Annotated in this window: 15 protein-coding genes and 1 pseudogene; 10 read left to right on the plus strand and 6 right to left on the minus strand. The window is 74.1% G+C overall.

What is annotated here, in order from left to right:
- The first annotated feature begins 36 nt into the window (after positions 1-36).
- The 3 genes from RFN52_RS36065 to RFN52_RS36075 all read left to right on the plus strand — a co-directional run bounded on the left by RFN52_RS36065 (position 37) and on the right by RFN52_RS36075 (position 2,503).
- Positions 37-696, plus strand: coding sequence for a dienelactone hydrolase family protein (locus tag RFN52_RS36065; protein ID WP_184853019.1), 660 nt, complete (start codon positions 37-39; stop codon positions 694-696).
- A 93-nt stretch (positions 697-789) separates the two neighbouring features.
- Complete coding sequence (locus RFN52_RS36070) at positions 790-1,434, plus strand: phosphoribosyltransferase (RefSeq protein WP_184853020.1); 645 nt, start codon at positions 790-792, stop codon at positions 1,432-1,434.
- A gap of 85 nt (positions 1,435-1,519) precedes the next feature.
- Positions 1,520-2,503, plus strand: a complete 984-nt coding sequence (locus RFN52_RS36075; RefSeq protein ID WP_184853023.1) for a TerC family protein — start codon at positions 1,520-1,522, stop codon at positions 2,501-2,503.
- A gap of 19 nt (positions 2,504-2,522) precedes the next feature.
- On the opposite strand, the gene RFN52_RS36080 is transcribed toward RFN52_RS36075, so the two are convergent.
- From RFN52_RS36080 to RFN52_RS36090, 4 genes and pseudogenes are all read right to left on the minus strand, one after another.
- Positions 2,523-3,713: a CaiB/BaiF CoA transferase family protein gene (locus RFN52_RS36080; RefSeq protein WP_184853026.1), complete on the minus strand. Its 1,191-nt coding sequence runs from the start codon at positions 3,711-3,713 to the stop codon at positions 2,523-2,525.
- Positions 3,714-3,822: 109 nt separating this feature from the next.
- The gene (locus RFN52_RS40175) at positions 3,823-4,509 is read right to left on the minus strand and encodes a PucR family transcriptional regulator (RefSeq protein ID WP_374050228.1); all 687 of its coding nucleotides are present in this window, start codon (positions 4,507-4,509) and stop codon (positions 3,823-3,825) included.
- Positions 4,510-4,680: 171 nt separating this feature from the next.
- Positions 4,681-5,361: pseudogene (locus RFN52_RS40180) on the minus strand (PucR family transcriptional regulator); the annotation flags it as partial.
- Between the two features lie 79 nt (positions 5,362-5,440).
- Positions 5,441-6,412 carry an alpha/beta hydrolase gene (locus RFN52_RS36090; protein WP_184853032.1) on the minus strand — a complete coding sequence of 324 codons (972 nt, stop codon included), beginning with the start codon at positions 6,410-6,412 and terminating at the stop codon, positions 5,441-5,443.
- Between the two features lie 378 nt (positions 6,413-6,790).
- Between RFN52_RS36090 and RFN52_RS36095 the strand changes: the two genes are divergently transcribed.
- The 3 genes from RFN52_RS36095 to RFN52_RS36105 all read left to right on the plus strand — a co-directional run bounded on the left by RFN52_RS36095 (position 6,791) and on the right by RFN52_RS36105 (position 12,104).
- Complete coding sequence (locus RFN52_RS36095) at positions 6,791-9,283, plus strand: SpoIIE family protein phosphatase (RefSeq protein WP_184853035.1); 2,493 nt, start codon at positions 6,791-6,793, stop codon at positions 9,281-9,283.
- 227 nt (positions 9,284-9,510) lie between these two features.
- Positions 9,511-11,175 carry a serine/threonine-protein kinase gene (locus RFN52_RS36100; RefSeq protein ID WP_184853038.1) on the plus strand — a complete coding sequence of 555 codons (1,665 nt, stop codon included), beginning with the start codon at positions 9,511-9,513 and terminating at the stop codon, positions 11,173-11,175.
- Complete coding sequence (locus RFN52_RS36105; protein ID WP_184853041.1) at positions 11,172-12,104, plus strand: hypothetical protein; 933 nt, start codon at positions 11,172-11,174, stop codon at positions 12,102-12,104. Before RFN52_RS36100 ends, RFN52_RS36105 begins: the two co-directional genes overlap by 4 nt.
- Before the next feature lie 56 nt (positions 12,105-12,160).
- On the opposite strand, the gene RFN52_RS36110 is transcribed toward RFN52_RS36105, so the two are convergent.
- Positions 12,161-12,376 carry a hypothetical protein gene (locus RFN52_RS36110; RefSeq protein WP_184853043.1) on the minus strand — a complete coding sequence of 72 codons (216 nt, stop codon included), beginning with the start codon at positions 12,374-12,376 and terminating at the stop codon, positions 12,161-12,163.
- A 115-nt stretch (positions 12,377-12,491) separates the two neighbouring features.
- On the opposite strand from RFN52_RS36110, the gene RFN52_RS36115 reads away from it, so the two are divergent.
- On the plus strand, positions 12,492-13,397 hold the full coding sequence (locus tag RFN52_RS36115) for a LysR family transcriptional regulator (protein WP_184853045.1): 906 nt from the start codon (positions 12,492-12,494) through the stop codon (positions 13,395-13,397).
- A 126-nt stretch (positions 13,398-13,523) separates the two neighbouring features.
- Here the strand turns inward: RFN52_RS36115 and RFN52_RS36120 are convergent, their stop codons facing one another.
- A complete protein-coding gene (locus RFN52_RS36120) occupies positions 13,524-14,087 on the minus strand; it encodes an NAD(P)H-dependent oxidoreductase (RefSeq protein WP_184853047.1) in 564 nt (187 codons plus the stop codon).
- 128 nt (positions 14,088-14,215) lie between these two features.
- Here RFN52_RS36120 and RFN52_RS36125 point away from each other — a divergent pair, with 128 nt between their 5' ends.
- The 3 genes from RFN52_RS36125 (at position 14,216) to RFN52_RS36135 (ending at position 17,679) form a co-directional block, all read left to right on the plus strand.
- The gene (locus RFN52_RS36125) at positions 14,216-14,884 is read left to right on the plus strand and encodes a TetR/AcrR family transcriptional regulator (protein ID WP_184853049.1); all 669 of its coding nucleotides are present in this window, start codon (positions 14,216-14,218) and stop codon (positions 14,882-14,884) included.
- An 82-nt stretch (positions 14,885-14,966) separates the two neighbouring features.
- Positions 14,967-16,016: a LacI family DNA-binding transcriptional regulator gene (locus tag RFN52_RS36130; RefSeq protein ID WP_374050193.1), complete on the plus strand. Its 1,050-nt coding sequence runs from the start codon at positions 14,967-14,969 to the stop codon at positions 16,014-16,016.
- A gap of 226 nt (positions 16,017-16,242) precedes the next feature.
- Entirely contained in the window at positions 16,243-17,679 is a 1,437-nt protein-coding gene (locus RFN52_RS36135) for a benzaldehyde dehydrogenase (protein ID WP_184854164.1), read from the plus strand.
- Positions 17,680-17,710 lie beyond the last annotated feature (31 nt).

A 17,710-nucleotide genomic window follows, 5' to 3' on the forward strand; every position in this document is an offset into this window, starting at 1 on the left:
TGGGTACCCCGGGAACCGGGGGAGAGGAGGCTGACGATGATCTCCCGGACGGTCACCCTGCCCGCGGGCCGCGCAGTCCTCACCGGCGATCTGACCGTGCCGCCGGACGCCCGCGCGGTCGTGCTGTTCGCGCACGGCAGCGGCAGCTCCCGGCACAGCCCCCGCAACCGCGAGGTCGCCGCCGGCCTGCGCACCGCCGGGCTCGGCACCCTGCTGATCGACCTGCTCACCGAGGACGAGGAACGGCTCGACGCCCGTACTGCCGAACTCCGCTTCGACATCCCCCTGCTGGGCCACCGGCTGGTGGCCGCTCTCGACTGGCTGGCGCGGGAACCCGGCACCTCGGGCCTGCCCGTCGTCCTGTTCGGCGCCAGCACCGGCGCGGGTGCGGCCCTCGTCGCCGCCGCGCGACGGCCCGACCGGGTACGGGCGGTCGTCTCACGGGGCGGACGGCCCGACCTGGCGGGTGACGCCCTGAACGCCGTACGGGCCCCCGTGCTGCTGATCGTGGGCGGCCGGGACACGCACGTGCTGCGGCTCAACGAGGAGGCGGCACGGCGGCTGCCCACGCCGCCCACCCTCCACGTGGTGCCCGGCGCCACCCACCTGTTCGAGGAACCGGGCGCCCTCGACGAGGTCACCGAGGCGGCCCGGCAGTGGTGCGATCAGCAGGTACAGATCACCGAAGGCCGGTGACCGGCCGGCGTGCATCGTCCGGCGGACGCGGGGGTACGCGGGAGCCGGACCGGCCGAGGGCCCTCTTTCGTGCGGGAAGCAGAGGTGACCGTCATGCTGTTCCGTGATCGCCGGCAGGCCGGTGAGGAACTGGCCGCGACCCTGCGGACCCGGCAACGCGAGGGGGACCTGCCCGATCCCCTCGTCCTCGCCCTGCCCCGCGGCGGCGTCGCCGTGGCGCGCGAGGTCGCCGCCGCGCTCGGCGCCCCGCTCGACGTGCTCGTCGTACGCAAGATCGGGGCTCCCCACCAGGAGGAACTCGGCGTCGGCGCGATGGCCGGGGACGAGGTGCCGCTCCTCGACGAGGACGCCCTGCGCCACCTCGGCATAGGGGAGGCCGCCCTCGCCGGCGTCATCGAGCGGGAGCGCGCCGAACTGCGGCGCCGCGAACGGCTGTACCGGCAGGGCCGTCCGGCCCCGGACCTGCGCGGACGGACCGTGATCGTCGTCGACGACGGCCTGGCGACCGGCTCCACGGCACGCGCCGCACTGCGCTTCGTGCGCCGGCAGGCACCCGCACGGGTGCTCCTGGCCGCGCCCGTCTGTTCCCCGGAGGGAGCCGACCTGATGCGCGCCGAGGCGGACGAGGTGATCTGCCTGCACCGGCCGGCCGCGTTCATGGCCGTGGGCCTCTGGTACGAGGACTTCGGGCAACTGACGGACCAGGACGTCCTGGAGGCGCTGCGCGTGCAGCTTTGACCGAATGTTCACCTGACAGGTATGGCGGAAATCAGCCACAGCGGACAACGATGTCCCTCCCCCACACCTGCATCAGGAGCAACAAGTGAACGTCTCGCTGTCCGTGTGGCTGCTGACCGTGGCAGCCCTGTGCGTGCTCGTCGCCGTCGACTTCTTCGTCGGCCGCAAGCCGCACGACGTGTCGATCAGGGAAGCCGGGACGTGGACGGTGGTGTGGGTCGTCCTGGCCGTGCTGTTCGGCGTGGGGCTGTGGTACTTCGGTGGGAGCGGGCCCACGGGCGAGTTCTTCGCCGGGTACATCACCGAGAAGTCGCTCAGCGTCGACAACCTCTTCGTCTTCGTCCTGATCATGGGCAAGTTCGCGGTGCCCACGCAGTACCAGCAGCGGGTGCTGATGGTCGGCGTCCTGATGGCCCTGGTGCTGCGGGCGGTGTTCATCGCGGCGGGCGCGGCGATCATCTCCACCTTCTCCTGGGTCTTCTACCTCTTCGGGGCGTTCCTGATCTGGACGGCCTGGAAGCTGGTCCAGGACGCCCGCACGCAGGACCACGAGGAGGAGTACCAGGAGAACAAGCTGCTGAAGATGGCGGAGGAGCGCTTCGGCGTGGCCGACCGCTACCACGGCACGAAGCTGTTCATCACCGAGAACGGCAAGCGGATCATGACGCCGATGCTGGTCGTGATGCTCGCGATCGGCTCCACCGACGTGCTGTTCGCCCTCGACTCCATCCCCGCCATCTACGGCCTGACGCAGGACCCGTACATCGTGTTCACCGCGAACGCCTTCGCCCTCATGGGCCTGCGCCAGCTGTACTTCCTCATCGGCGGCCTGCTGAAGAAGCTGGTCCACCTCTCCTACGGTCTGTCGATCATCCTGGGCTTCATCGGCGTGAAGCTGGTGCTGCACGCGCTGCACGAGTCGGGTGTCCCCGTCCCCGAGATCGGCATCCCGTTCTCGCTCAGCTTCATCGTGCTGGTCCTGGCGGTGACGACGTTCACGAGCCTGCGCGCCTCGCGCAAGCAGGCGGCCGAGGAGGCGGACCGGCGGCCGACCGCTGAATCCAGCTAGGGCGGCCCTAGGCCGGCTCTCAGACGACGCCGTCCGCGCGGAGGGCCGCCACCTCCTCGGCGGTGCGGCCCAGTTCGGTCAGGATCGCGTCGGTGTGCTCACCCACGGCCGGCACGGGGTCCATGCGCGCGGGCAGGCCCGCGAGGTCGGCGGGCGGGAGCAGCGCCTCCACGGTGGCGCCCGGCACCTCGACCTCGCTCCAGCGGCCACGGGCGGCCAGCACGGGGTGGTCCAGGAAGGCGGCGACGTCGTTGACCCCGGCGCAGGCGATGCCGATCCGCTCCAGGTCCTTCAGGATCTCGTCCGAGCCGGAGCGGGCGAACCGCTCGGCGACGACGGCGTTCAGCTCCTCGCGGTGGGCGACGCGGTCGGAGCCGGTGGCGAACCGCGGATCGTCCACCAGTTCCGGACGGCCGAGGAACTCGGCGCACAGGGCCACCCATTCCCGCTCGTTCTGGATGGAGAACAGCACCTCCTGTCCGTCGGCGGCGGTGTACGTCCCGTACGGCGCGATGGTGGCGTGCTGTGTGCCGAGCCGCGGGGGCTGGGTGCCGCCGTGCCGGGTGTAGTACGCGGGCTGGCCCATCCACTCCGCCAGTGCCTCGAACAGGGACACCTCCACGGGGTGCGCCTCGCCGGTGGTGGCGCGGGTGTACAGGGCCGTGAGGACGCCGCTGTAGGCGTACATCCCTGCGGCGATGTCGGCGACGGAGATCCCGGTCCGGGCGGTGCCCTCGGGGGTCCCGGTCAGCGACACCAGCCCGGTCTGGCACTGCACGAGCAGGTCGTAGGCCTTGCGGTCGGACCAGGGGCCGGTCGTGCCGTAGCCGGAGATCGTGCACGGGATCAGGTTCGGGCGCCGGCCGGTGACGGTGGCGGCGTCCAGTCCGAGGCGGGCGGCGGCGCCCGGGGCGAGGTTCTGCACGAAGACGTCGGCGCCGTCGAGGAGGTCGTGCAGGATCTCGTGGCCGCGGGGGTCCTTCAGGTCGAGGGTGAGGGACTCCTTGGAGCGGTTGAGCCAGACGAAGTAGCTGGAGTGGCCGTGCACCGTGGTGTCGTAGCGGCGGGCGAAGTCGCCGCCGCCCGGCCGCTCCACCTTGATCACACGGGCGCCGAGGTCGGCGAGCTGACGGGTGGCGTAGGGCGCCGCCACGGCCTGCTCCAGACTGACGACCGTGACCCCGGCCAGGGGATACCGCTGCACGCTCATGCCTCAAGCTCCCGGATCGTGTAGAGAGGGCGCTCGGACAGTCTGCCGCAGGGAACGCGTGGCCGGGCGGGCCGCAGGCGCGATCCGGATCACGTCGGGCGTACGGCGTTCACGGCCGGGCCAGCCGGCGCATCGTCAGGGCCAGTTGCAGCCGGAGCCGGCCCTGCGGGGTGCGCAGCGGCCAGCCGAGCAGGTGCTCGGCGTGGGTCAGCCGGTCCTGGAGTGTGGAGTGGTGGACGTTGATCCCGGCGGCGGCCGCCCGCAGGCTCCCCGACGACGCGACCGCGTGCAAGGTGGCCGGCAACCAGGGGGTGTTCGCCGCGGCGGCCTCCAGGGCGCGGACGTCGGGTGGCGGCTCGGAGCCCGGCGCGACGAGACCGGCGAGGAGGGCGATCCCGCCCAGCTCGTCGGCGTGCACGACCTGGGGCCCGGGATCCTGCGGCGTGCCCTCGGCGGTGAACCGCAGCGCGGTCCGGGCCTCGGCCCAGGACCGGGGCAACTCCAGCACGGGAACGGCGGGTCCGACGCCGAGACGCCCGGCGGGGAGACGCGGGTCCGGGGGAGCGGGCCGCAGGCCGGTGACGGCGGCGGCCGGGTCTGCGGTCGGTCCCGACCCGGGACCGGGAGCGGCCTGCGCGGCCGTCGGGCGGGCTGCGGGGGTGAGCGTCCCCGCGCCGGCGCGGAGTCCCGACGCTGATGGGTCGGCGGAGCGGGCGGGACCGTCGGGCCGCGAGGGCGTCGCGCCGCCCGCGCGGTCGGGCCGGGGCGGAGCGCCGGTGCTCGCCGGGCTGCGCACGGTGGCGGGGTGTGGGGCGGTGGCCGGGTTCGTTGGGGCGGTGTGGGTCTGGGCGGGGGTCTCTGTGGCTGTTCGGCCTGTGGGTGAGGTGGTCTTGGTGGCGGTGGCGGCGGTGCTGGTCGTGTCGGTGGTCGTCGTGCCGTGCGCGGTGGCGGGGTGTGGTGGGGCTGTCGGGTTCGTCGGGCCGGTGTGTGGCCGGGCCGGGGCTTCCGGGGCCGTTCGGCCCGTGCGTGGGGTGGTGTCCGCGTCGGCGGGTATCACCCGTGGCCGGCCGTTCAGCGGGGCGAGGGCCCGGGCCGGGGCCATGGGGTCCAGTCCGAGGCGGCGGGCGGCGTGCAGGCGGGCCTGCTCGGGGGCCGTGGCGTCGAGGAGGGTCTCGACCAGGGCCGGGTCGTCTGCCGGGGCCCGCCCACGGGTGCGGTCGAGAACCAGCCGGACCGTACCGGCGGCCCGTTCGAGGATCACGGCGTCGACGACGCTGGAGGTGACGGGCGCGGCCGGGCCCTGGTGCGCGTCCTGCCCCGTCGGCGCGAGGCCGCCGGACTCGGCTCCGTCCGCTCCCCGCTCCAGCCACAGCACCCCCGCGCCGCCCGGGCTCAAGACCGCCGCCGGCCAGGCCGGGTCCGGCGGGGCGTCGGTGTCACGCCGAGTGCCGTCGGCCTCCACCCGGACGTGCACGCGCCGCTCCGGGTCCACCAACCGGGCCGGGCAGCCGGCCAGGACCGCGGCACCGCGCACGAGTGCCTCCACCCCGGCCCTGGACTCGGCCATGCGGTCGAAGTAGGCGATGACCCGGACCGCCGCACCGGCATCCGGATCGAGGGCGGTCAGCCGCCCGGCCAGCTCTTTCATAGGCCCATAGTGCGGTATGCGGCCGCTCTTGCGGCCGTCGGCGTCAGACGGCCGCACCGGGGCCCGCCGCCCCCGGCACTCACACCCCCAGCAACCTCCGCAGCCAGGCCATCTGCGCCCCGCGGGCCGCCTGCGACACCGCGGCCTGAGGCGCGAACCCGTCGAAACCGTGGAAGCCGCCCGGCCACACATGCAGTTCGGCCACCCCGCCGGCCTGCCAGATCCGTGACGCGTAGGCGACGACCTCGTCCCGGAAGGTCTCCGCCGAGCCGACGTCGAGGAAGGCCGGGGGCAGCCCCGTCAGATCCTCGGCGCGGGCCGGAGCCGCGTACGCCGGTACGTCCGGCCCGCCGCGGCGCGAGCCCAGCAGCGCGGTCCAGCCGGTCTCGTTCGCGGTGCGGTCCCACACCCCGAGGCCCGCCATCTGGTACGTGGAAGGCGTGTCGTTGCGGTCGTCGAGCATCGGGCACATCAGCACCTGCCCGATCGGCTGCGGCCCCTTGCGGTCCCGGGTGAGCAGGGCCAGGGCCGCGCACAGCCCGCCGCCGGCGCTCGCGCCCGCGATGACGATCCGCTCGGGGTCGGCGCCGATCTCCGCGGCGTGGTCCGCGGTCCACAGCAGCCCGGCGTACACGTCCTCCACCGGCGCGGGATGCGGGTGCTCCGGCGCCAGCCGGTACTCCACGGACACCACGACGGCGTCCAGCGCCTGCGCCCACGCCAGCGGGACGTCCACCCCGACCCGGTTGGTGCCGATGACCATGCCACCGCCGTGCACGTGGTAGATCACGGGACGCGGCCCGGCGGGCTCGGCGGCCGGGCGGCAGATCAGCAGCGAGATGTCCGGCTCGCCCTGCGGCCCGGGCACCTGCCGGTCCTCCACCTCGAACGTCCCGCCCATGGTCAGGTCCAGGTCGGCCAGCATCTGAATGCCCGGGCCCTGGCGCACCTCGGCGATCTCGTCGAGGGTCAGCCCCGGGCTGATCATGCCGTTGATCAGCTCAAGGGCGGCGGCGAGTTCAGGGTCGAACGGGGGCGGTAGGTGCGTCATGGCGTCTCCTCACGCGAGGTCGCGGCGGCTCGGGCAGCCATGGTCGGCCCGCTGACTCCGGTCGCGGGCGCCGCCGTGCGGCGGAACCTGCCCGCCGTTCGGCGGGTGGCGCCACGGGGACGGGCGGGGTGCACCGCGGTGAGGGGGCACGCCTGCGGCCGGCTCGGCGGTCAGCGTAGCGGCCCGAGGTCCCCGCACGGCGGGAGCCGCCGCCTGTCCCCGCCCGCCGCCTGTCCTCGCCCGCCGCCTGTCCCCGCCTGCCGCCGCCCGCCGGCGGCGGCGCCTCGCGGGGCCCGATACCCAGGGCGGCTATACCCTTTTCTCTTACTTAGGCTGATTGATGCGGGTTGGTGTTCATCCGGCAGGGATGAGTATGCGGTGACGAGGGACCAGCAGATGCCGGGGCCGCCCGGCGTGCGCAGCCCGGAGCAGGCCGACGGGCTGCCGGTGCGCCCGCGCGTTCTCGCCACCGCCCGCCGGGTGGCCGGGGCCGCGGCCCTGGCAGCCGGCCTGCTGGGCATGGTGAGCCTGGTCGGCTGGGTCTTCGGGGTCGATGCGCTGAAGGATGTGCTGCCCGGCGTCTCGGTGGCCATGAAGGCCAACACCGCCGTGGCCGTCGTCGCGCTCGGCTTTTCCCTGTACGTGATCTCCCGCGGCCGGATCCGCCCCGTCGCGCTCGCCGTATCCCGTGCGGCGGCGGTCCTGGTCGCCCTGCTCGGCGCGTTCACCCTCGCGGAGGATGCGATCGGGGCAGGCCTGGGGATCGACGAGTTGCTCTTCACGGACGACACCGTCCACCAGGGAACGGGGTCGGGGTCGCCCGGGCGGATGGCGCCGAACACGGCCGCGGCGCTGATGGCAGCGGGGGCGGGCTCCCTGTGCGCCGGAGCGTCCCGGATCCCCGCCTGGGTGAGTCAGATCCTGGGCCTGGCCGTCGGCGCGCTCGGCATGCTGCGGCTGTACGGGGCTGCCTACGGGGTGCCCGAACTGGAGCAGTTCGGGCCCTACACGGGCATGGCCCTGCACACCGCGGTGGCTCTGGTGCTGGTGGGCACGGCGCTCTTCCTGGCCCGTCCGGGCGAGGGTCCCGCGGCACTGCTGCTGAACGCGGGGACGACCGGCGCGCTGGGACGATGGCTGTTCGTCACCGTCGTGATCGTGCCGCCGCTGCTGGGCTGGGCCGTGCTGGCAGCCGAGGACTCCGGGCTGTTCGGGGAGCGGCTGGGGACCGGCCTGCTCGTCTTCGGTCACGTGGTCGTGTTCACGGCAGTGATCTTCACGACGCTGGCCGTGGGCCGTCGGGTCGAGGTGGCTCACGCCCGTCTCGAGTGGCGGGTGCGTCAGAACGATCTGCTGCAGGCCTTCATGGAGCACACGCCCGCGATGGTGTTCATCAAGGACCTGGAGGGCCGCTTCCTGGCGGTCAACACGACGTTCGAGCAGACCCTGCAACTGTCCCGGGAGCAGGTCCTGGGCCGCCGGGACCAGGACGTCCTGCCGCCCGACCTCTCACGTCAGGGGCGGGCCTCCGACCTCGCCGTGCTGACGGAGGGCCGGCCCGTGCAGCGGCAGAAGACCTTCGCCCTGCCGGGAGGCAGGCGGGAGTTCCTGTCCACCCGGTTCCTGCTCAACGACGCCTCCGGCGCGCCCTACGCGCTGTGCGGCGTGTACATCGACATCACCGACCGCGTAGCGGCCGAACGCGAGGTCCGGCGGTCGCACCGGCGGTTCCTGGCGCTGCTGGAGTCCGCTCCCGACGCCACCCTGATCACGGACGGCGACGGCACTGTCGTCATGGCGAACCAGCAGGTGAAACGCCTGTTCGGACGAGCGCCGGCCGATCTCGTCGGCACCGAAGTCGTCGGGCTGGTGCCGACTGCCCGGCGCAGGCGGCATCACGCTCTCCTCAGTGCCTACCTGCGCCTGCGTGATCCGAAGCCGACGGTCCTTGACCGGGACCTGTACGGGCTGCGCGGTGACGGCTCCGAGTTCCCCGTCGAGGTGAGCGTCAGCAGCCTGCAGGCCGAGCAGCTCGTGGTCCTGACCGTCCGGGACATCACCGAGCGCAGACGCCTGGAAGCCGAGCGAGCCGAGCGCTACGAGCAGCAGCGGCACATCGCCTACACCCTGCAGCACAGCCTCATGGGGGAGCCGCCCCGCCTGGCGCACCTGCCATGCGCCTACCGGTACCTGGCGTCCGTCCAGGACCCCGGAGTCGGCGGCGACTGGTTCGACGTCATCCCGCTCGACGAGCACCGTACGGGCGTCCTGATCGGCGATGTGATGGGCCGGGGCCTGGAGGCCGCGGCCGTCATGGGGCAGCTGCGCGCCGCCTCCCACGCCCTGGCCCGCACGGGCGCCACACCCAGCGGGCTGATGAGCGCCCTCGACGCGTTCGTCGGCGATCTGGCGGACCAACTGGTCACCAGCGTCTACCTGGTCCTGGACCAGGGCAGGCACGAGGTCACCCTGTGCTCGGCCGGGCACCTGCCCGTCATCGCCCTGCCGCCCGACGGGCCCGCCTGCCGGCTGGGGGCACCGGTCGGCGTGCCGCTGGGCGTCAACGACGCGGGACACGCGGTGCCGTTCCAGGAAGCGACCATGCCGCTGCCGCCGGGCAGCGCTCTCGTGCTCTACACCGACGGGCTGGTCGAAAGACCCGGCACCGACATCGAGGCCCAGGTCGACGTCCTGACCCACACCGTCGAGGACGCGTTGAAGGGCGTTCCCGTCGACGACCCCGGCATCCTCGACCAGGCGGCGGACCGCCTGATCAGGACCCTGATCGTGGACGTGGACGCCTCTGACGACGACGTGACGCTGCTTCTGCTCGGTGTGCCCGGCCCGGAAAGGAGCGGGCCCCGGCCCTGAGCCGGGACCACGTTCATGAAGGCCGCGGGCCGTGCGGGCGGGTGGCCGCCCGCGTTCCAGGAGCGGCGTCTGCCGCGCATCGCCTCGGCCGACCGCCCGGGGCGCGGACTCTGTCACGGTCCGGGTACGCCTCGCGCGTACTTCTGGCCACGCGACCGCGGTGGCCGAAAGATGGGGGTTCGAGCGTGACAGGCCGCTGGGGAGCGGTCGCCTGGGGGGGACTGGAAATGAACACATGGGCGGTGCCCGGATACACCGAGTCGCTGGAGCTCGGGGCAGGGGCGAGCGGGCGGGTGGTCCTCGCCGTGCACGAGGAGACCGGCGTGCCGGTGGCCGTGAAGTACCTCAGCGAGTCTCTGCGCACCCGGCCGGGTTTCGTGCACGACTTCCGGGCGGAGGCGCGGCTGCTCGGCGGGCTGGGGAGCCCCCATGTCGCCGGTTTGTACGAGTACGTCGAGAGCCCGGACGGCGCCGCCATCGTGATGGAGCTGGTCGACGGCGTCCCGCTGCGCACGCTGCTCAGGAGGGAGGGCCCGCTCGCTCCCGAGGCCGCGCTCGTCGTCCTCAAGGGATCGCTGCTCGGTCTGGCCGACGCACACCGCGTCGGCGTCGTGCACCGCGACTACAAGCCGGAGAACGTCCTGGTCGCGCCGGACGGGTCCTCCAAGCTGGTCGACTTCGGCATCGCGGTCGACGCGGGCACCAGCGCGGGGGTGGCGGGCACCCCGTCCTACATGGCCCCCGAGCAGTGGACCGGCGCTCCCGCCTCCCCGGCCGCCGACGTGTACGCGGCCACGGCCACCTTCTTCGAGTGCCTGACGGGCCACAAGCCGTACGCGGGCGACAACCTCGCGGAGCTCGCGCTGCGGCACATCGACGCGCCCGTCCCCGCCGAAGAGGCACCGGAGGCGGTGCGGGAACTCGTGCGGCGCGGTCTGGCCAAGGACCCGGCGGAACGGCCCGTACAGGCCGAGGCGTTCGTCACCGAACTGGAGGCGGTCGCCGGCACCGCCTACGGCCCCGACTGGGAGGAACGGGGCCGGGGCAGGCTCGCCGCGCTGGTGGCCCTGCTGCCGCTGCTCCTGCCCTCGGCCCGCACCGCCCCCCGGAGCACCACGGACACCGCCCGGACGGTGCTGAGCCGGACGCCGGACCCCGGCCGGGCGCACCCGTGGCTGCCCGGCCGCCCCGGGCTGATCGTGTCCGCCGCCGCCGTCCTCCTCGGAGCCCTCCTGACGTACGGACTGCCGTACGACCCGGGTACCGCGGCGCAGCGGACGGCGCAGGCCCTGGCCACCACCGGCGCCGGGTCGGCCGCGGAGCCGAACGCCTCCGCCTCCCCCTCCGCGACGTCCTCCCCGTCCCCGTCCGCCGCCCCCAGCGCGTCGGACGGCGCGTCGCCGTCCCCCACCCCGTCCGTCTCGGACCCCGCGGCCCCCGGAACCGGTACGCCCCCGGCCCCGGCCACCCCGCCCGGCGGCGAGGAGACGGCCGCGCCCGGCGCGACGGCCACCCCGGCGACGCCTACGGCCACCACCGCGACCCCGCCCGACGGTCCCGCCGGTCCCGCCGTCAAGGACGTCGCCGTATCGGCCTTCCGGCAGACGGGCCCCACGACCGCCACGGCGACCCTCGGCGTCACCACGGACGGCACCGGCCCGGTCTCCATCACCGTCTCCTGGTTCACGGGGAACACGGCGGGGCAGCCGGGCACCCCGGACGGCGCGTCCCAGACCTTCGAACGCAGCGGGGCCACCCAGTACACGCTCTCCGTCGACCACACCTTCCAGACCCTCGGCTGCTACTGGACGGTGCAGGCCACCACGACCCCCGCCGCCGCCGACGGCGGCGCCTCGCAGGAACTCCTGACCAGGCGGTGCGACCTCCGATGACCGCACACGACGACGGCCGCACACCTGCGCCGGCCGACGAACGGACCGAGGTGCTGGACACCGCCGGTGAGGGGACTCGGGTCCTCGGTCCCCCCGGTGAGCAAACACGAGTCCTCGGCCCCGCCGGTGAGCAAACACGAGTCCTCGGCCCCGCCGGTGAGCAAACACGAGTCCTCGGCCCCGCCGGTGAGCGGACCCGGGTCCTCAACCCTGCTGATGGCCCCGCCGACAGCCCCGCCGACAGCCCCGCCGACGGCCCCGGCGACGGCCGCGCGGCCCGCTCCGCCCCGAGTGACCGCCCCGGCCCGGACGACGCGGAATACAGCGCCACCGTGCTCGCGAGCCACTGGATCCAGCGACCCGGACCGGACGAGACCCCCGTCGGGCCGCCGGCCGCGGAGCAGGGACCGGCGCGGCCGGTGCCCCCCGACCGGGTCGAGGGAAGCGTGCTGCGATTCGGCCCGGGCGTGACCGCCGCGGCTCGGCAGCGCACCCATCTGACGCTCCCGGCCGTACCGCCGCCTCCGGCGCCCCGGGGCCGACGGCTGCGTCGGCACGCCCTGCCCGCGCTGGTCCTGGTCTGCGTCCTCGCGTTCCTCGCCTGGCAGCGCCTCGGCCCGCCCTTGAGGGTGAACACGGTGACGGTCACGGCCCGGCCGGCGGCCCTGGGGTGTGGCGGCACCGCGGACCTCGTCGGCCTCGTCACCACGAACGGCCGCCCGGGCACGCTGTCCTACCGCTGGATCCGGAGCGACGGAACCGCCTCGGGCGTGCTGAAGGAAGAGCTGGTCCGGGGCCAGCGGCAGGCCCGCCTCCACCTGCGCTGGACCTTCGAGGGCCCGGGGCACCGCACGGCACGGGCCGAACTGCGCATCCTCTCCGGGACGGGGCGCACGGCCACCACCGGCTTCGCCTACGACTGCCCCTGACCGGTCGTGACCGGTGTCGCGGCGCGGGGCGGCTTCGGGAAGTCCCGGTGCCGCGCTCAACGGCTCGCCGCACCCGACCGGGCCGCCGGCCCGCTGCGCGAGACGACGCGCGTGCCGCAGCCGTCGGCGACCCGGACCTGCAGCGAGCCGCATCCGCAGCGCGTCCACTCCGTGTGACCCGTCGCGGTGGTGTGCCGGGACAGGACCCGGAACGGCTCGCCCCGGTCCGGCCAGCCGCAGTGCGGGCAGGCGGTGGCGTCGGTGCTGGGCATGGCTGACTCCTCGTACGTCGTGGCTGGCTGACCGTCGCGACACAGCCAGCGTGCGGCCACAGGTCCGTACACGTCCAGGTTGACTTTGCGGACGCCACTGTGAAGCCTGGTCTTCATGATTGACCTGCGCAGGCTCCACGTCCTGAGGGCGGTAGCCCACTACGGCACGGTCACCGCGGCCGCCCGCGCCCTGCACTTCACCCCGTCCGCCGCCTCCCAGCAGGTCCGGCAGCTCGCCCGGGACCTGGGCGTCGACCTGCTGGAGCCACAGGGGCGCGGGGTGCGGCTCACCCCGGCCGCCGAGAGTCTGCTCGCGCACGCCGACGCCATCCAGGCCCGCTGGGACCAGGCGGAGCTGGATCTGCGGGCCGACCACGGGGCGCCCTCCGGGGTGCTGCGCGTGACCGGCTTCCCGGTGGCCGTCTCGGTGCTGCTGGCGCCGATGGCGGCCCGGCTGGGGGAGCGGCATCCGCGGCTGTCCGTCCGGATCACCGAGGCGGGCGTTCCGGAGAGTTTCGACCTGCTCTTCGAGGGCGGCACCGACCTGGCCGTCGTCGAGGCGACCCCGCACAACCCGCCGCTGAGCGACGCGCGGTTCGACCAGCAGCCGCTGCTCGACGACCCGTTCGACCTGGTCGTACCCGAGGGGCACCGGCTGGCGGGGCGGGCCAGGGTCGATCTCGCCGAGGCCGCGCGGGAGGCGTGGATCGCGCCCGTGGAGGACAGCCCCTGCCGGCCGCACGTCCTCTCCGCCTGCGGCGCGGCCGGGTTCACCCCCGAAGTCGTCCACCACGCCCTCGACTGGAACGTCAGCGCCCACCTCGTGGCCCACCGGCTCGGTGTCGCCCTCATCCCGCGCCTGGCCCATCTGACCCCGCACCTGCCGATCGCCCGGGTGCGGTGCACCGGCAATCCCCACCGCAAGCTCCTGACCTGTACCCGGGGCGGCGGACACGCCCGGCCGGCGGTGGCGGCGGCACTGGAGGAACTACGGGCCTCGGCGCCCATGACGGTCGCCTGAACGCCGTGGCGCCCATGACGGTCGCCTGAACGGCCGGGCGCCTGCGCGGCGGCCCGCCTCGGGCATGGCGGAGGGGCCGGGGCCGTTGCCGGCCACGGCCCCTCCGTGGGCACCGGGTGAGGACGGTCAGGCCGCGGCGGCCTCCGAGACGTCGCCGTGCAGCCGGGCGATGACCTCGGTCAGCTGCTGGGCGACCTCGGCGTCGTCCGACGGGTGGGTCTCGGCGAAGCGGGTGACCGAGCCGGGGATGGACAGCTTGACGTCCTCCAGGACCTTGCCGCCGGCCACGCCCACGGACTTGCGGGTCTCGTCGTGGGCCCAGACACCGCCGTACTGGCCGAACGCGGTGCCGACCACGGCGACCGGCTTGCCGCTGAGGGCACCGGCGCCGTACGGGCGGGACAGCCAGTCGATGGCGTTCTTCAGGACGGCCGGGATGGTGCCGTTGTACTCGGGGGTGAAGAGGATCAGGCCGTCCGCGGCGTTCGCGGCCTCACGCAGCCGCGCGGCGGCGGCCGGGACGCTGCCCTCCACGTCGATGTCCTCGTTGTAGAAGGGGATCTCGGCAAGACCCTCGTAGAGGTTCACCTCGGCGCCTTCGGGGGCGAGCTTGACGGCCGCCTCGGCGAGCTGGCGGTTGTGCGAACCGGCGCGGAGGCTGCCGACGAGGGCGAGGATACGAACGGACATGCTGTACTCCCACATCTGAGGCACTGCTCGGAAAGACTGCTGAAGATCCGGACCGGGGTCCGTTTAACTTTGTAGCATCCTAACCGGACCACGGTCCAGTTTTGTTCCCGATGCTTTACGCTGGCTTCATGTCCGCCGTCCCGCACCCCCTTCCGGCGCCCCAGGAGCCCGTCGCCCACCCCGAGCTGGTGCAGCTGGGGGCCGCCCTGGAGGGCGATGAGCCGTGCCTGCGGGCCGACGCCGCACGCAACCGCGCCCGGCTGCTGGAGGCCGCCGGACGGCTGGTGGCCGAGCGCGGCGCGGAGGCCGTCACGATGGAGGCGGTGGCCGCCGAGGCCCGTGTCGGCAAGGGCACGGTCTTCCGCAGGTTCGGCGACCGTACCGGCCTCCTGACGGCGTTGCTCGATCATTCGGAGAAGAAGTTCCAGGCCTCCTTCCTCGGCGGCCCGCCGCCGCTCGGGCCCGGAGCGCCGCCCGTGGAGCGGCTGCGGGCGTTCGGCTGTGCGATGCTGCGTCGGTCGACCGAGGACCTGGAACTCCAGCTGGCCGCCGAGCCGTGCGCCTCCCGCCGCTTCACCAACCCGGCCCGCAGCGTGCTGCGTCACCACGTCGTCATGCTGCTGCGGCAGGCGGTCCCGGACGCCGACTGCGAGTTGCTCTCCCACGCGCTGATGGGTCAGCTCGACCCGGCCCTGATACACCACCTGACCCAGCAGTGCGGTCTGCCCATGGCCCGCCTGGAGGACGCGTGGACCGACCTGGTCGACCGGGTGACAGGTACGGCCCCGACCGGCTGAGGTCCGCTCGCGGATCCCCGTGACCGCTCACGGCTTCCTCACAACTCCCCCGCCGGAAGCGCGCATTGAGGCTTCTGCCAAGATGCCGTACGTCATGGTGCAGATACCGAAAACGCCCGCGCCCCCGTCCCCCGCACCGTCGCGCTCCGTGCCCACGAGCGCCGATGTGGCCCGCCTGGCCGGCGTCTCGCGCGCGACCGTCTCCTACGTCCTCAACAACACCAGTGCCGTACGGATCAGCGAACCCACCCGCCGCCGTGTGCACGAGGCGGCGAAGGAGCTCGGCTACGTACCGCACGCGGCGGCCCGCAGTCTGCGCGCCGGGCACAGCCGCATGGTCCTGATCCCCGCGCCGACCTTCCCCGTCGGCCCGCTCTACAGCCGGTTCCTCACCGACCTCCAGAACGCGCTCGCCGCCCTGGACTACACGGTCGTGCAGCACGGCACCGGCGGCCCGCACGGCGACGAAGCGGCCCGCGTCTGGGCCGAGTTGCGGCCCGTGGCCGTGCTCGTGCCGGGCTCCGGCCTCGGTCCGCGCGGGGTCGCGGTGCTCAAGCGCTCGGGGGCGCGAGCCGTGGTCACCCTCGGCCCCGAGACCATCGAGGGCGCGCACGCCCTGCTCATGGACCACGACGTCGTCGGCCACAGCGCGGGCGCCCACCTCTACGACCGAGGCCGGCGGCGGATCGGCGTCGTCGTCCCGCAGGAGCCCGGCCTGGAGGCGTTCTCCGCGCCCCGCCTCGACGGCGTGCGCCAGTCCGTGCGCGGCACGGACGCCACGGTGACCGAACTGCCCCTCGCCTACGACGAACAGGCCGCGGCGCGCCTCGCCGCCCGCTGGCGCACCCTGGGCCTGGACTCCGTGTTCACCTACAACGACGAGTACGCGATGCTGCTCATGCGGGCCCTGCTGGACGAGGGCATCCGCATCCCCGAGGAGACGGCCGTGGTCGGCGCCGACGACCTGATGCTCGGGCGGCTGCTGCGGCCCCGGCTGAGCACGGTCCGTCTGGAGCTGCCCTGCGGCCGTGAACTCGCCGAACTGGTCGACCGTGCGGTCCGCAGGCCCGCCACCGAACCCGAGACGCACAAGGTGCTGGGGGCGACGGTGCTGCACCGCGAATCGAGCTGACGCCACGGCATCCGCCGGGCCGACGCGTGACCGGGGGCCCGCCTTTCGCGCCATGGCACGGCTAGGATGTTGCATGCTCAACAAAAACGGGGGCGCATTCCCGGGCGACCGCGGCACACCGCTGCGCCCGCTCGGCGCGTCCCGCCATGTGACCGCCGAACCGGCCGCGCACGTACGGGAGTCCAGACCACCCCGTCAGCCGGTGACGATCGATCGGAGAGCCGACATGCCGTTGCTCGACACCAGGACCTGGCAGCCCCGCCGCCTCACAGGGCCCGGGTACACCGTCACCGAGCCCGCCACCGGCCAGGCCCTCGGCCCCCTCACCCTCGCCACCCCGCAGGACGTCGGGGCCGCCGCCGGGAAGGCCGCCGACGCCCAGCGGGAGTGGGCACGCACCCCGCACTTCGCCCGTGCCGCCGTGCTCCGCAAGGCGGGTGACCTGTTCACCGCGCACGCCGACGAACTGCGGGAATGGCTCGTCCGCGAATCTGGTTCCGTCCCCGGCAAGGCCGACTTCGAACTGCACGTGGCCGCCCAGGAGTGCTACGAGGCCGCCGCCCTCGCCTCCCGCCCGGCCGGCCAGGTCCTGCCCAGCGAGGCGCCGCGCCTGTCGTACACCCGACGCGTCCCGGCCGGTGTGGTGGGCGTGATCGCGCCGTTCAACGCCCCCCTGATCCTGTCCATCCGCTCCGTCGCACCGGCCCTGGCGCTGGGCAACGCGGTCCTGCTGAAGCCGGACCCGCGCACGGCCGTCTGCGGAGGGCTGGCCCTCGCCGCGGTCTTCGCGGCCGCCGGCCTGCCGGAGGAACTCCTGCATGTGCTCCCCGGCGGCCCGGACGCCGGACAGGCCCTGGTCGCCGATCCACGCGTGCCGGTCATCTCCTTCACCGGCTCCACCGCCGCCGGACGGGCCGTGGGCGAGGCCGCCGGACGCCACCTCAAGCGGGCCCACCTGGAACTGGGCGGAAACTCCGCCATGATCGTGCTGGAGGACGCCGACCTCGACGCGGTGATCTCCACGGCCGCCTGGGGCTCGTTCTTCCACCAGGGCCAGATCTGCATGACCACCGGCCGCCACCTGGTGCACGCGTCCCTCTACGACGAGTACGTGCAGCGGCTGGCCGCCAAGGCGGACTCGCTCGCCGTCGGCGACCCCTACCGGGACCGGGTCCACCTGGGCCCGATCATCGACTCGGGCCAGCTCGGCAAGATCAGCGGCCTGGTCGAGGCCAGCAGGAGCGCGGGCGCCAAGGTCGTCGCCGGCGGCACCCACGACAGGCTCTTCTACCGGCCGACGGTCCTCGCCCACGTCGACGACCGCACCCCCGCATACACGGAGGAGGTCTTCGGCCCCGTCGCGCCCGTCCGCTCCTTCACCACCGCCGACGAGGCGGCGGCCCTGGCCGCGCAGAGCCCGTACGGCCTGTCCCTGGGCATCGTCACCAGGGACCCGGCCCGCGGCCTGGACCTCGCCGAGCGCATCCCGACCGGCATCGTCCACATCAACGACCAGACCGTGAACGACGAGGCCGTGGCGCCCTTCGGCGGAGTCGCCGCCTCCGGCACCGGCGCCCGCTTCGGTGGTGAGGCCAACCTGGAGGCCTTCACCGAACTGCGCTGGACGACGGTACGCGGAGACGTGGCTCCGTACCCCTTCTAGGGGCGCCCGCCGGCCCATCCAGGGCCGCGCC

Origin of the sequence: Streptomyces collinus (assembly GCF_031348265.1) — a bacterium.
GTDB classification, from domain to species: domain Bacteria; phylum Actinomycetota; class Actinomycetes; order Streptomycetales; family Streptomycetaceae; genus Streptomyces; species Streptomyces collinus.